Raw genomic sequence first — 14,952 nt, 5'->3', positions numbered from 1 at the left:
CAACTGATCAAATCAGATATGACTGATAATGGAACTTTTGGTATCCAGTGCCGATTTCAGGGTGTTTGAGGCAATTTCCTGACCCGACGTCAACTGCTCATAAATCTCCCTGATATTTTCCATTAACGTCTCCATGAAAAACTGCAACCGCGTCAGGCGCGCCATATCCTCTTTGGCATCGGCGGCAAAATCTGCCGCTTCCTTTTTCACGACGGTCGATTTAACCTCGACGCCTCCCTGAGCCGTCATCGTTGCTCCCTGAACAAACTGGGCAGTGTGACGACCGTAAATGGCAATCTTGTTCATCGCCCCCAACTTGACCTCACGGAGTGCCTCCTGGGAGGCCGTCTTGGCCATTTTATCAATTGCCGAGGGCTTCAGCGTTTTTTCAGCCCCATTGGCAATATTGGTTGCGATATCATCCATTTGCTGCTGGGAAGCATTTTTCAAGGCATTCCGAGTTGTTGATTTGGCAGCTTCCCTGGCGGCGGCTTTAGCCACTTTTTCAGCGGCTTGTTCTGCTGTTTTCTGGGCAGCCCTGTGAATGATCTGCTGGGTCATGGGTTTCATGCCTTCCGTGATGGCTTCTTTTGCAGCTTTTTCTGCAACTTCTTCAACCACTTCCTTGGCAGCCGTTTTGGCGGCTTCTTTAATGACATCATCCGCAACCCCTTTAGCAGCCTCTCGAACAGCGACTTTGGCAGCTTCCTTCGCGGCGGTTTTAACTGCGGTCTCAGCGGCTGTTTTTGCGGCCTGGGAAGCGACGGTTGACGCACCTGAGCCTGCCGTTGTGGCCAGGCCGGCCCCCAGCGACAGAATGGCGGCAAGCACCGTCAGCGTAATGCTGACAGCCATGGCGGCTTTCTCATCCTTGATGGCATTGGTCTCGCTGATAACCATGGCTGCCGTCATGACAGCGGCAGCCGCAAATAACAGTGCACCGGCCCCTTGAGCGCCGGGTGTGATGATAGTGACCGTGGCGATGATGTAAGTGACCAGCAGTGCAACAATACTTAATGCCTGGATCAGCGGCCCCAGTTTCTTGGCCTCTTTCAGCTTTTCCATCTGTTTAAACAGCTTGTCCATACGGCTTTCATGCACTTGCTGCTGACGTTGTTTGTTGGCCTGAATGGCCTCGGAATCAAACTTGATGCGGTTATCCTGCAACTTGGTCTGTACTTCCATCAGCCACCGGGCCGCATCTTCAACATTACCCGTTAACACGGCATTGAGCGCTTTTGTCGCCGTCGTCCTGATATCATCCAGCAACTCTGGTGGAGCACTTTCAATCGCTCCCACGTGCGCCATGACATCCATCGCTGTATCTGACAATGCCTCAACACTTTTGGGCTCAATGGCCTGGAAACGCTGAATATCTTCCTGCCTGAGTTCACCCTTTGCAGACAGGGCAGACTGTCCCGGATTGGCAATTTGCTGCCGAACCGCTTCAGCTAATGCATTCTGACGCCGAATGCGCGATCCCGTATGCTGCCTGCCCACAAGGGCCTCGCCGTCACTCTCTGCTGACGGATCACCTTCTTCGATATCCCCCTGAAGTTCGGTGAACACATCGCCCAGCGCTTCATAAGGATTAATATTTTTCAGACTGCCATCCACTTCCTGCAGGATGCGCGGTGTGGCATCAGCCGCGGTCAGCCTGGGTTGGGGCAGGATAATCTTTCTGTCACCTTTGCCTTTATCCGCAGCCTGTCGTCCCTGGTGAGAAACCGAGTTACTGTCAGCAAACCCTCGCCCTACCACCTCTTTGGAAGCATCAACCCCCTCAAGCGGCACACTATTGGTCGGCTGGGACGACGCACCGGAATCAATCCTGAAACCATCACCCATGATAACTACTCTCCATCACCACGCTTGAGACTGTTCAGCATGCCCTGGGCACGCTGCTTTTCAGACGCCCACTCGGAAGTATCACCTGCCCACTCAACGGCAGCCTGGTACGCCACACAGGCCGCTTCCGGATCACCGGCCGCCAGGTGACAGTCACCGATATAGAGCATGCCCTGGGGATCCGATGTATCCAGTGCACAGACATAACCAAACGTTTCAATGGCCTTGTCGTATTCTTTTTGCATTAACAGACAAGCGCCCAGGCCAAGGAAATATTTCTTGCAGTAGTGGTCGTAGAAACAGAGAAACTGGAAAACCTTGATAGCATCCTCGTACTTCCCGCCTTCATACAGGTTAAAGGCAACGCTATAAATCGCTTCCATGGAATCGTCACTCATTTCCTTCAAGTCTTTGAAGGTGCCACCCCGGCTCAGGAAATCCGACAGCATTCCCTCATAATCATCTGCACTAAAACCCTGTTGTTCTGTTTCCACGGCATGTCCTCCATAACAAAACCACGATCAGATATTTCGAATAAGATTGTCTCCGGTCCGGTAATACTTGGCGACAAACTGGGACATCATTTCAAAGGTTTGATTAAATTTCCCGGATGTTGACTGTAATTTGGTCATGTCCAGTTGAGAGGTACTGGTCAGGCTTTCGGTAAAGCCTTTCATGTTTTCAATCGCAAGATCCCATTGCGCTGAATTCAGCTCATAGGTTTTATTGGGGTCTATTTTTCCACCATCTTTTTCCCAGGCAATATCATTGTCATGAAAAAATTTCTTTACTTCATCCGGCATCTGCGTCTTGACGCTTTCCTTCGCACCCGTTTTAGCGGCACGTGCCTTGGCAAGTATCTGATTGGATTCTTTCAGCTTGTCATTCTTTCGTCGCACTTCCTGCACCTGCTCCCGAAGGGTTTCCTCGAGAATTTCAGCACGCTCACTCATGATCGCGAGCATCAGGGCATCCAGGCTGGCTTTACTCAGGAAATTCACATTCTTGGACGCACCGGCTGCCTGGTTAATCAACTGCACAGATTTCTTCATCATCTGCTTGCCCGTCAAAGGGCGTTTGTTATTCGCTGCCTGAACGATCTGATCCTGTTGGTTCAACTGGGATGCGGAAACTAGCTTGCCCGTCACGGTTCTATCCCTCTTTTTTTACTCTGTAAGAAATAATGGTGATTTAATTACCACCCGGATTTAATAATCCACCGGATTTCCAACCATCAATTGCTACAACAAGATTTTATATCCAACAAAAAATCAGGGCACTCAAGATCTCATATCGACCCCTATTTCCCTGAGTGCTTTCCATACATGCCGGTGGTCATCCAGCTGATTTTGTTTAAGTATTTTACTCTCAGGATATCGTTCCAATAACAACGCTCTTATCCTTCCGCAGACTTTTTCCTGTTCTGAAAAACCACCATTCGAGGTATCTTTTAATTTGTCTTTTCTATAGTTTCCATCTGAAGCCTCTCGCCCCAATTTGAAAATTTGTTTTTCAATAGTCGTTAACGGTAATTGTTCCATTATTTCATCGACGATTTCATTCTCAGACAACAAGTTCTCCATTGAACCATACCCTGAACTTGTCGCTGACATAGTCGACACATCTCTTTTTAGCGAATCATCATCTTCATGCATTCCATCTTGACGCGGTACAAAAGGAATTTCGCCGCCCTGAGAAAGGTTCGACACTACATCAGCGGCCTTTAACAACAGAGTTTCAGTATCCAGCACTAAACGGTTCTGCTCACTCTTTGTTGGCTTTTCTGTTATATGAGGATGACTTACTTCGTTGTGTTCTGCATCATTGATTTCCTGCACCGTTTGATCGTCAACGGCGTCGGGCAACCTGTCCACAGCAAGTTCATTATTTTTATTAAACCAGTGATCGTCTTTTTTCCAAGCCTCTTTAAACCTCTCTAATAAGGCATTGGCTTCATTCTGGACATTAATGACCTCTTTTTGTTCTACCGTTTTCTGTGACCCTCGCACATATTTATCTTTTCTGTTTCCGATAACAGGTGCTTCTGCCTCTTCTACATGAGGCTCGTGCTGTTCCATGGCCTTTTCGATGATACCTTTCGCCTGGCTAAGAGTGTTTTTGATATCTGTACGTAAATCATCCCCTCCCACCGGCTCTGGCTCTTTCACAGGGGCTCTGTTTTCATGCCTTTTGGCTATCAACGGGTCAACATTCCCATCTTTCAACCTGTCACCCCAGGCGTTATGAAACTTAGTCGCCAGATCTTTTAACTCTTTGACAGCCTGGTCAGTGCCTGGCGCTAAAGGCGGTTGTTTTCTCCGGGTATTGAGCTTTTTGCCTCTTGTGGTTTCAGAATTCTGATTATCCTCACCATCCCGGGATACATGCCTCAGCGCTGGTGGTGTGAAGAGACCACGCTCTCCCGTACCTGCACGAGAGCCGTCAGCTGGTGTTACAGGATTCAAAGATGGGCGTCTGCCCCCCTGCCCTTCCGAACCCGCATGAGAGCCTTCTGCCGGGGGAACAGATCTCCGTGTTGGAGGAGTAGAGTGACTAGCACCTGAATCACCAGGTCTATTAGGACGAGTTACATTTGCTCGTGGAGTATGATACGAGTCTTCAGATCCGTCATCAGAATCTCCATCGCCGGCCTGCGACCCATTTGAGGGAGTGGGTTTAGGCTTGGGCTTGGCTTCAGAAGCTTTCGTTTCTTTCTTTTTGCCTTCCGGTACGACTACGGCAGAATCATCCGGCAACATTAAAATCAGGCCGATACCCACCAATGATATAAACAGGATGGGAACAACAAATGGCTGTGCGCCTGGAACAAAACTGAAAATGACACCAACCGTTATCACCAGACCAAAACCGAAAATACTTTTAGGATTTTCTTTAATCCAATCACCCAACCTATCCAATAAGCCTTTGGCTTTATTTTTATCGTCTTCGTTTAATTTACTGTCATTAATTTTGCCTTTGGCTCCATTTAGCATTTCATCTGTCTTCTTCTTATCATGCCCCCCCTCTATTTTTATTGAATCCAGGGGTTCATATCTCATATGAGGCTGGCCATGGGTAACCCTTCGTTCCCCCACAGGCTTTGCACGAGGCCCTCCCAATCCAGAACCTGCCGGAGACGGTACTGAAGCTGGCGCAACACGGTAAGCCGCATCCTGGGAAGATACGGGTGTTACTCTTCGATTCTCGCCATTTGTAACAGCGGTCGACGGTGGATTACCACTAGCCGAAACGCCACCTGTGGTAGCGCCACCCGCACCAGACGATATTGAAGCCCTTGGATCCATGTGGTAATTCCCTTACAACCTGAATAGCAATCCTTTAAAAAAATATAAAAGCGGCTGATACAAAGTAGCTTAGTTGATTAAGACCGATGAATTGCCACGAGCGAAACAACATAAACTTCCGCTATAAATAAAAACCAAAACAGCACAAACTATTATCAATCACTGAATATTTTTTTTGTTTTCAACACTATAAATCCGCTATAAGCCTATTGTTATTGCACAATAGGCGTATTGATCATTTTTTTCCTGCAGGTTTTTCATAGTATTCCAGCACCGCTCGCATCAAATCCTTGGGGCTGAGAATACCGACCAATCGATCACTATCATCCAGTACCGGCACCCGTACCGCCCGTTGTTTCATAAAGCGCTCATAAACATCAAGTACGCTATCTTCTTCCCTGGCACTCAGCACACTCTCCGTCATATATTCTGAAACCAGTCCGAAATCCTGGGAGTAATAACTGCTGGTCAACGTCGCCGACAGGCAATCCGATTCCGACAAAATACCGACCAGTTTATGCCCGGAATCCACAACCGGGGCAGCGGTTATCTTGTGTTTTAACAGTATTCTTATTGCCTCAACCACCTCCATATCTGGTGCCAGAGCAACAACCCTTCGGGTCATACAGTCAGCCACGGTAATTGATCGCATGGTATCATCCTCATCTTGGAATACTTTTTTCCCCTTTAGTTCCGTATAGCTGCCTCCGGCGTGATTAGCAAACTGCACGGCGCCATAGGACTGGCCTGCAGCCCCTTCAGCCCTTATAATTGCCGGCTTTATTGGTACTGCGCATTAAGGTAAGCACATGAGCTTTGAGCAGATTCCTGCGGGTAAAGATATCCCCAACGATTTCAACGTTATCATTGAAATCCCGGCTAACAGCGATCCGGTCAAGTACGAGATTGACAAGGATTCCGACGCGGTGTTTGTTGACCGCTTCATGGCTACCCCCATGTTCTACCCGGCCAACTACGGCTACATTCCCCAGACTCTGGCGGATGACGGCGACCCCATCGATGTTCTGGTTGTGACCCCTTACCCGGTTATCCACGGTTCAGTTATTCGCTGCCGCGCAGTTGGCGTACTGAACATGACCGACGAGAAAGGCGAAGACGTCAAACTGCTGGCGGTTCCCCATGACAAACTGACCTCCCTGTACAAAGATGTGAAGGATTACCGTGATCTGCCCGAGCTGCTGGTCCGTCAGATCCAGCACTTCTTTGAGAACTACAAGGATCTGGAAGAAGGCAAGTGGGTTAAAGTGGAATCCTGGGAAGGCCCTGATGCTGCCAGGGAATCTATCGTCAAGTCGGTAGAAGCCTACAAGAACGCCTGATCATCGCTTGAGCCGGCGTTTTGTCGGCTCACTCCCCCTGCAATACCGCACCGCACGACCTGTAGATTAAAACCACTTATCCCGTTGGGATTGCCATTCTCTCCCTTTCCGGACGACAATTGTAAAATCTGGCTCATCAGTTAAATACCAATAATGTCTGTCCAAACCATGCAAACGCTTTTTCGACCGTTTATTTTACTGCTCATCCTCATGTCCCAGCCTGTCATGGCAACGGGACTGCAAACGCTTCTTGGACAGACAAACGGCAACGATTTTTTGCCGGTAGAAGAGGCGTTTCAGCTGAATGGCTACCACACGGGTGAGGAGGCTGTGCTCCAGTTCACCGTCACGCCGGGGCATTATCTATACCGGCACATGTTCCGGTTCCAGACGGTTGACAGCAATACCCAGCTGGGAACACCAGTGCTGCCTGACGGTATTGTCAAATTCGACCCCTACCAGCAGGCCGAACTGGAAACGTATCCCGAAGACATAGAGATTCGGATACCAATAGAAACCAGTGAAAACCTGCCTGAAATCGCCGTTACCTTTCAGGGCTGCGCCGATGCAGGATTGTGTTATCCGCCCCATACGACCAACTTAATACTGATCAACGAAAACACGCCAGTCGGTGAGACAAAACCCTCTACGACCACACCACCCGTTATTACAACAGAAACCCGACAAGACACCTTTCTGGCGTCATTATTGAGCGGGAACAGCCTCTGGTCCCTGGTCACACTGTTCTTTCTTGGTGGTCTGGCGCTAACGTTCACCCCCTGTGTATTGCCGATGATCCCCATTCTCTCGACCGTTGTTATTGGGAAAACCAGCAACCGTCTGCGAATCATTCTGCTGACTATCTGCTACGTACTCAGCATGTCAGTCACCTTCGCACTGGCCGGTATGCTGATGGGCTACTTTGGCGCCAGCCTTAATCTGCAGGCGAAATTGCAATCCCCCTGGATTCTCGTGCCCTTCGCACTGTTGTTTGCGGTACTGGCACTGTCCATGTTCGGCCTGTTTGAACTGCAGCTACCGGAAAAACTGCGTGACAAGTTGCTCAAGGCTGACCAGTCCACTGGCGAGAAACGGGGTGGTACGTACCTGGGCGCAGTATCGATGGGTGTTTTTGCCACCCTGCTGGTATCGCCGTGTGTTTCAGCCCCGCTGGCCGGAGCCCTGATTTACATCAGCAGCACCTCCGACATCACTCTGGGCGGTACTGCGCTGTTCAGCCTGGGCCTTGGCATGGGAACACCGTTACTGCTGCTGGGCATCGGTGGCAGCACCCTCCTTCCGAAAAGCGGGGCATGGATGAACGGTGTCAAAGCCGTATTTGGCGTTTTGATGCTGGGTGTCTCGGTATGGCTGCTGGAACGCGTCATCCCGGCGCCTGTAACCCTGCTGCTATGGGGAAGCCTGCTGATTGGCTCTGCGGTTTACCTTGGCGCCCTGGATTTCAACCAACGCAAAGGCTGGAACGCCTTGCAGCAGGCCATTGGCATACTGCTGCTGATTTACGGCTCTGCACTCTTTATTGGTGGTATAAAAGGCAATACGGATCCACTTCGCCCACTCGCGCCAGCAATGATTACGCTATCCGCTGGGACAACATCCAGCAGTACAATGCATTCCAGCTTTCAAACCATTAGCACGCTGAGCGAACTGGAATCGGCAAAAGCTCAGGCTATTCTCGACAACCGCCCCCTTCTGCTGGACTTTTACGCCGACTGGTGTATCTCCTGCAAAGTGATTGAGCGTGAAGTACTGGCCAATCCCGAGATTGCCAAGCGGCTTCAAGAATTCCGCACCATCCGGATGGATATTACCCGAAACACACCAGAACAAACCCAGTTACTAAACCAATATCAACTGTTTGGCCCGCCGGCTTTCCTCTTTTTTGACCGGAACGGCCAGGAAATCACCCCGCTGCGTTTACAGGGCGAGGTTACCGTTGAGGAAATGGCCGCACTGCTTGATCAAGCCCTTTCTTCATCCTGAGAGCAAGATCCCAAGAATCTGGTAACTGACACGAAATCCACTGTAACTTGCGGTTAACTTCCTGTAACACGCACAAACTGGACACCCTTACCCCCATGCGGCAGAATGCTGTAATCAATTGTGATGCCAGCCATTACTTTGGTTCATTTCTTGACTGGCATCATTAATCAATGACAAGTGCAGTGCGATAGTACGCCCCCTGGAGCTTATGGCTAACACAAGGGCATCACGCATTGCCAAACAGGGGCGTCGAATGGCCAGCATACTAGTGCTCAACGGACCCAACCTGAACCTGCTGGGAACCCGGGAACCGGATGTCTATGGCGCTGTCACCCTCGACGGCATCATTCATACCCTGACAGAACAGGCCGTGGCAGCAGGTCATCACCTGCAGGCCCTGCAGAGCAACGCCGAATACGAACTGATTGACCGCATCCACGATGCCAGCCGCCAGGGGATTGATTACATCCTCTTCAACCCTGCGGCATTTACTCATACCAGCGTGGCACTCCGAGATGCATTATTAGCGGTTAACATCCCGTTTATTGAGATTCATCTGTCCAATATTCATCAGCGTGAACCCTTCCGCCACCACTCGTATTTTTCCGACATCGCCGAAGGCGTAATCTGCGGACTCGGGGCGATGGGGTATGAACTGGCCCTGAACGCCGCCATTGACCGACTGAACCGATAAAACCGTTGTTAAAGAATACCCACATTGAATCCCAACCGGATTGAATGTCCTGAACGAGCAGACAGGCAGACCGGATTCCATCAGCATGCTTCACAGGCAATGGAATTCACCCTGTTTACCGTTTACCCCATTCGACAGCCAACGACCGAATACAGAGACTGAGCATGGATATCCGAAAAGTAAAAAAACTGATTGAGCTTCTCGAAGAGTCCGGTATTGATGAGCTGGAAATTCAGGAAGGCGAAGAGTCCGTCCGCATCAGCCGTTACTCTCACCGCACAGCGCCCGTGCAACAGGCTGCCGTAGTCCAGCAGCCTGTAGTGGCACCCGCCCAGCCTGCGGCGCCGGAGGCGACACCCGCCGCCCCGCAGAGCAGCACACAGAAGCCCGCCGAAGACACCATGCGTGGCCATCAGGTGTTGTCCCCCATGGTAGGCTCCTTCTACCGGTCTCCGTCGCCCAGCTCCGCACCGTTCGTGGAACCGGGCCAGCACGTCAAAGAAGGCGACGTCCTGTGCATTGTTGAAGCCATGAAGATGATGAACCAGATCAAGGCGGACAAATCCGGCGTGATTGAGGCCATCCTGGTTGAAAACGGACAACCGGTAGAATACGACCAGCCGTTGTTTACCATCGTCTGACAACGGAGAGCGTATTCATGCTGGAAAAAGTCCTTATCGCCAACCGTGGTGAGATCGCCCTCCGCATCCTGCGAGCCTGTAAGGAACTGGGCATCAAGACCGTTGCGGTACATTCCAAGGCCGATGCCAACCTAATGCATGTCCGGCTGGCTGATGAAACCGTCTGTATCGGCCCTAACAGCCCGACAGAAAGTTACCTGAACATCCCTGCCATCATCAGTGCAGCGGAAGTCACAGACGCTAACGCCATTCATCCCGGCTATGGTTTCCTGGCTGAAAATGCCGACTTTGCCGAGCAGGTTGAACGCAGCGGCTTCACCTTTATCGGACCAAGCCCTGACGTGATTCGCCTGATGGGCGACAAAGTGTCAGCCATACGCGCGATGCAAAAGGCAGGGGTTCCCACCGTGCCAGGTTCTGACGGCCCACTCACTGACGACCATGCACGCACCCTTCAGATTGCCCGAAACATCGGCTATCCGGTCATTATCAAGGCGTCCGGCGGCGGCGGCGGACGCGGCATGCGCGTCGTACATCGTGAACAGGCGCTGATCAATGCTATAGGTTTAACCCAGTCTGAAGCCCAGGCGGCCTTCAACAATGGCACGGTTTATCTGGAAAAATTCCTGGAAAACCCTCGCCATGTCGAAATCCAGGTATTGGCTGATGGCCAGGGCAACGCTATTCATCTGGGTGACCGTGACTGCTCCCTGCAGCGCCGCCATCAGAAAATCATTGAAGAAGCACCAGCGCCAGGCATTCCTGAAGAGCAACGCCAGCATATTGCCAATTGCTGCGTCAAAGCCTGTATCGACATTGGTTACAGCGGCGCCGGTACGTTTGAATTCCTGTACGAAAACGGTGAATTCTACTTTATCGAGATGAACACCCGGGTTCAGGTGGAGCACCCTGTATCCGAGTACATCACCGGTATCGATATTGTGAAAGAACAGTTGCTGATTGCTGGCGGCGAACCGCTCTCCATCAAGCAAAGCGACATCCGTTTCACCGGCCATTCCTTTGAATGCCGGATTAACGCCGAAGACCCCAAGACCTTCATGCCATCACCGGGCCAAATCAAGCAATTCCACGTTCCGGGTGGTAATGGCGTACGCATGGATTCCCACTTGTACAATGGCTACACCATCCCGCCCTTCTATGATTCGCTGATCGCCAAGCTGATCACCTGGGGGCCGGACCGGGATACCGCCATGGCAAGAATGCGTAACGCGCTGGATGAGTTTGTGATTGAGGGCATTCGCACCAACATCCCTCTCCACCATGACCTGATGCGGGACTCGGCGTTCCAGGAAGGAGGCGTCAGCATTCATTACCTGGAAAAGAAACTCGCGGATTAACAAACGCTTACAGGACAGTCTTAAGAAAGACTGTCCTCCCCCCCCAACACAAATAGCTATCTCTACATGCTACTTTGACAGTCCAGGGCAAACACTCTACCCTGCCGCCACTTCCCCAACCGGGGCCCATCATTCCCTTCAGGTAGTTAGCACACCATGTCCTGGATACAAATCAAACTGGACTCTACCGCTGAGCAGGCCGAACCTCTCGAAGACTGTCTGCTTGAACTGGGCGCCTGCGCCGTCACCCTGCAGGATGCCTGCGACCAACCCCTCTATGAACCCGAGCTGGGCACCACCCCTCTCTGGAATCAGACCCGCATCATCGGTCTGTTTGATGCCGCCACCGATATGGACCGCGTGGTTGAAGCGCTTAACGCGTCAGCCGCGGACCACTTCAGCGCCCATCGCGTAGAAATTGTGGAAGACAAGGACTGGGAGCGGGAATGGATGGTGCATTTCCACCCCATGAAATTCGGCCAGCGACTGTGGATCTGCCCCAGCTGGAAAGATGTTCCTGATCCTGATGGCGTCAACCTGATGCTGGATCCCGGACTGGCCTTTGGCACCGGCACCCATCCGACCACAGCACTCTGCCTGGAGTGGCTGGAAAGTCTCGATATCGAAAACCAGCTGGTTGTGGATTATGGCTGTGGCTCAGGCATCCTCGGCATCGCGTCCCTGCTGCTTGGCGCCAGCCGCTTTGTAGGCGTCGATACCGACCCCCAGGCACTGGAAGCCTCTACCATCAATGCCGAGCGAAACCATATCAGCCATGACCGGTTTGATGTGCATTACCCGGATGCGACTCCGGCCATCAAGGCCGATGTCATGGTCGCCAACATTCTGGCCGGCCCCCTGACCAGCCTTGCGCCGACACTGGCCGAACTCACCCGCCCCGGTGGCCAACTGGCATTATCCGGTATTCTTGCCGAGCAGGCCGAAGCGGTCAGCGAGGCCTATAGCGAGTGGTTTACCATGTCTCCAGCGGTTAATAAGGAAGGCTGGGTACGCCTCGACGGCATTCGCAAATAAGCCAAATCAGGTGCGATAGTCATTCCCGGGGCAAGCTGGCAAAATAGCGCCTACAGCCACAACAACAATTTGATTGTCATGGAAAGCATGCAGGCCGCCAGAAACACCTGGGTCACCCGATGCCCCAACTGTCAGACCGCGTTCCGAGTCAGCCTGAAGCACCTTCAGGCCGCTCGGGGTTCTGTCCGCTGCGGTTCCTGCCTGCAGGTATTCAAGGCGCCCGACCACCTGGCATCGGGTGAACTGCCAGATGACATTCTGAAATCCCTGACGACCAAAGAACCCGCCAAGCCTGAAGCTGCCACCCGGCAACCTGATCCTGAACCCGAATCGACCGAAGACGAATTGATCCATGATCACGCCAGTGACCAGGATGAGCTTGAACTCAATGAAGAGTTTATGAACCTGTCGCCAGATACTACGGGGCCGTCCGGTAATGACATTTACCCTCACGATGACAATGAACAACCCGACGAATCCTGGGCTCGCAATATTCTCAGCGAACTGGAAAAAGAGACGGGGTTACTGAACGAGGCGCCATCAAAGCCATCGAAAACCAGTAATGAATCCCCGGAATCCGCGCAGCCTGAAGCGCAATCTGAACACGAAAAGCCAACGGAAAAGCTTCAGGCACTGGAAGATACCCCCGTTTCCCTGCACTACGGGGAACGCAGACAATGGAAACCTCTACTTCTCTGGGGCAGCCTGACATTCGTCGCCATTATGACTCTCGCCGGGCAATTGCTGTTTTTTAATTTCGACACACTGGCGCGTCAGGACAACTGGCGACCCTTCTTTGCGGCGACCTGCAATATTCTGAACTGCGAACTTCCCGGCAAGTCTGATGTCAGCCAGATACAGACCAGCCACCTGGTCGTCCGCAGTACCAGCGACTACGAGAATGCACTGTCAGTCGACGCCATCATCAACAACCGGGCCAGTTTCAGCCAGCCCTTTCCACTGATTGAGCTGACATTTACGAATGATCAGGGCAAGGTGATCGCAAGCCGCCAGTTTGCCCCCGACGAATACTTGGCAGGTGAACTCGCCGGCAGCACCCTGATCCCCCCAGGACAGCCGGTCCACCTCTCTTTACAAATCGTTGACCCTGGTCAAGAAGCAACCAATTACCAGTTGTTTTTTCACCCCAATCCTTCACCATAAACAGAAACCCTCATCATATCGCTGTATAAATGGTGACCTGCCAGCCATCCCGTCAAGGGGTCAAACCAGTGCGCTGGCATCGCTGACCAAATGGCAGTTTTGGCTTTAATCCGGTCAGCTGAACAGTTATGATAGCGCCCCCGTTTACCGTTGCTTTTTTGAGCAGCCAACGCCCATGAATACAGAGTGAAGACCCAGCCTTGCTGACAATTGGCCCTTACGACATTGAAACCCCGGTTATCCTTGCGCCCATGGCAGGTGTTACCGACCGCCCCTTTCGCAGGCTGTGCCTGAGGCTGGGCGCCGGCATGGTGGTGTCGGAGATGGTCACCTGCGACACTCGCCTGTGGAAAACCCGGAAAACCCGGCTGCGTCTGGTGCATGATGGCGAAGCTGAACCCCGCTCCGTCCAGATTGCCGGTGGTGATCCCGAGATGATGGCTGAGGCCGCCCGCCAGAATGAGGCAATGGGCGCCCAGATCATCGACATCAACATGGGCTGCCCGGCCAAGAAAGTCTGCAGCAAGGCCGCCGGCTCTGCCCTGTTGAAAGATGAAGCACTGGTTCGCGCGATTCTTGAGCGTGTCACCGCATCGGTGTCTATTCCGGTCACCCTGAAAATCCGCACCGGCTGGAGCCCCGAACACCGCAATGGCGTCACCATCGCGCGTATTGCCGAAGACTGTGGCATCCAGGCGCTGGCTGTCCATGGCCGTACGCGCAGCTGCATGTACCGGGGTGAGGCGGAATACGACACGATTGCTGAAATCTGCGAGGCGATCTCCATACCGGTGATTGCCAATGGGGATATCACTTCGGCAGAAAAAGCCCGGGCAGTGCTGGATCATACCGGCGCCCAGGCCGTGATGGTCGGCCGAGCCGCCCAGGGACGCCCCTGGATATTCCGGGAAATCGACCATTTCCTGAAGCAAGGTACTCACCTGCCCGCTCCCAAGCTGGAAGTCATTCGGGATATCCTGCTGGACCACCTGGCCCAGCTTTATGAATTCTACGGTGAACTACCCGGCGCCCGTATCGCCCGGAAACATGTTGGCTGGTATCTACAGGCCAACGACTGCGGCCAGTCTTTCCGCAGTGTATTCAACCGTCTGGAGTGCAGTGCTGCCCAATGCGACGGTATCAGGGAGCATTTTGAGAGATTAATTAATGGAGAGGAAATCGCGGCATGACGGCATCTGAAGCCTTAGGTCAGGACACTGCCGGCACTGACCACCGACGCCATCTGGCCAGTCCGGTGGCGCAGGAAACCCAGACCCTGCGGGATAGTGTTGAGAAAGCCATGAACAACTATTTCGCCCACCTGGATGGACAGGATGTCACTGATGTCTACAACATGGTGCTTTCCGAAGTGGAAGCGCCACTGCTTGAAACCGTCATGACCTATGTCAAAAGCAACCAGACCCGGGCAGCCAACCTGCTGGGTCTGAATCGCGGCACACTGCGCAAGAAGCTCAAGCAGTACGGATTACTGTAAGGATCACATCAGAAAAAGGCGGACGTATTCCGCCTTTTTCTTTATGTCAGGGACGGACAGCAATAAAG

14 protein-coding genes are annotated in these 14,952 nt (G+C 52.3%); 9 read left to right on the top strand and 5 right to left on the bottom strand.

From position 1 onward, the window contains the following. Positions 1 to 12: 12 nt before the first annotated feature. From sctE to AC27K1_RS08170, 5 genes are all read right to left on the bottom strand, one after another. On the bottom strand, positions 13 to 1,848 hold the full coding sequence (sctE, locus tag AC27K1_RS08190) for a type III secretion system translocon subunit SseC family protein (RefSeq protein WP_487149710.1): 1,836 nt from the start codon (positions 1,846 to 1,848) through the stop codon (positions 13 to 15). 5 nt (positions 1,849 to 1,853) lie between these two features. Further along, complete coding sequence (locus tag AC27K1_RS08185; protein ID WP_487149708.1) at positions 1,854 to 2,342, bottom strand: SycD/LcrH family type III secretion system chaperone; 489 nt, start codon at positions 2,340 to 2,342, stop codon at positions 1,854 to 1,856. 27 nt (positions 2,343 to 2,369) lie between these two features. Further along, on the bottom strand, positions 2,370 to 2,996 hold the full coding sequence (locus AC27K1_RS08180) for a hypothetical protein (RefSeq protein ID WP_487149706.1): 627 nt from the start codon (positions 2,994 to 2,996) through the stop codon (positions 2,370 to 2,372). A 132-nt stretch (positions 2,997 to 3,128) separates the two neighbouring features. Beyond that, the gene (locus tag AC27K1_RS08175; protein ID WP_487149704.1) at positions 3,129 to 5,153 is read right to left on the bottom strand and encodes a hypothetical protein; all 2,025 of its coding nucleotides are present in this window, start codon (positions 5,151 to 5,153) and stop codon (positions 3,129 to 3,131) included. 235 nt (positions 5,154 to 5,388) lie between these two features. Then, complete coding sequence (locus AC27K1_RS08170; protein WP_487149702.1) at positions 5,389 to 5,805, bottom strand: CBS domain-containing protein; 417 nt, start codon at positions 5,803 to 5,805, stop codon at positions 5,389 to 5,391. A gap of 157 nt (positions 5,806 to 5,962) precedes the next feature. On the opposite strand from AC27K1_RS08170, the gene ppa reads away from it, so the two are divergent. The 9 genes from ppa (at position 5,963) to fis (ending at position 14,884) form a co-directional block, all read left to right on the top strand. After that, positions 5,963 to 6,493 carry an inorganic diphosphatase gene (ppa, locus tag AC27K1_RS08165; RefSeq protein ID WP_487149701.1) on the top strand — a complete coding sequence of 177 codons (531 nt, stop codon included), beginning with the start codon at positions 5,963 to 5,965 and terminating at the stop codon, positions 6,491 to 6,493. A 153-nt stretch (positions 6,494 to 6,646) separates the two neighbouring features. Further along, positions 6,647 to 8,497: a protein-disulfide reductase DsbD gene (gene dsbD / locus AC27K1_RS08160; protein ID WP_487149699.1), complete on the top strand. Its 1,851-nt coding sequence runs from the start codon at positions 6,647 to 6,649 to the stop codon at positions 8,495 to 8,497. Between the two features lie 253 nt (positions 8,498 to 8,750). Then, complete coding sequence (gene aroQ / locus AC27K1_RS08155) at positions 8,751 to 9,191, top strand: type II 3-dehydroquinate dehydratase (RefSeq protein ID WP_487149823.1); 441 nt, start codon at positions 8,751 to 8,753, stop codon at positions 9,189 to 9,191. Between the two features lie 164 nt (positions 9,192 to 9,355). After that, positions 9,356 to 9,832 carry an acetyl-CoA carboxylase biotin carboxyl carrier protein gene (gene accB / locus AC27K1_RS08150; protein WP_487149698.1) on the top strand — a complete coding sequence of 159 codons (477 nt, stop codon included), beginning with the start codon at positions 9,356 to 9,358 and terminating at the stop codon, positions 9,830 to 9,832. Between the two features lie 17 nt (positions 9,833 to 9,849). Next, on the top strand, positions 9,850 to 11,190 hold the full coding sequence (accC, locus tag AC27K1_RS08145) for an acetyl-CoA carboxylase biotin carboxylase subunit (RefSeq protein ID WP_487149697.1): 1,341 nt from the start codon (positions 9,850 to 9,852) through the stop codon (positions 11,188 to 11,190). A gap of 156 nt (positions 11,191 to 11,346) precedes the next feature. Beyond that, positions 11,347 to 12,225, top strand: a complete 879-nt coding sequence (prmA, locus tag AC27K1_RS08140; protein ID WP_487149696.1) for a 50S ribosomal protein L11 methyltransferase — start codon at positions 11,347 to 11,349, stop codon at positions 12,223 to 12,225. A gap of 78 nt (positions 12,226 to 12,303) precedes the next feature. Next, positions 12,304 to 13,389 (top strand): DUF3426 domain-containing protein, encoded by a 1,086-nt coding sequence (locus tag AC27K1_RS08135; RefSeq protein WP_487149695.1) that lies wholly within the window; start codon positions 12,304 to 12,306, stop codon positions 13,387 to 13,389. Between the two features lie 200 nt (positions 13,390 to 13,589). After that, the gene (gene dusB / locus AC27K1_RS08130; RefSeq protein WP_487149694.1) at positions 13,590 to 14,579 is read left to right on the top strand and encodes a tRNA dihydrouridine synthase DusB; all 990 of its coding nucleotides are present in this window, start codon (positions 13,590 to 13,592) and stop codon (positions 14,577 to 14,579) included. Next, positions 14,576 to 14,884, top strand: a complete 309-nt coding sequence (gene fis, locus AC27K1_RS08125) for a DNA-binding transcriptional regulator Fis (RefSeq protein WP_487149692.1) — start codon at positions 14,576 to 14,578, stop codon at positions 14,882 to 14,884. The genes dusB and fis overlap by 4 nt, the downstream gene beginning before the upstream one ends. Positions 14,885 to 14,952 lie beyond the last annotated feature (68 nt).

This window comes from Kistimonas ophiarachnellae, from assembly GCF_057552235.1.
The sequence above is the reverse complement of the archived record's forward strand: the minus strand, read 5'-3'. Positions and strand labels throughout refer to the sequence as shown.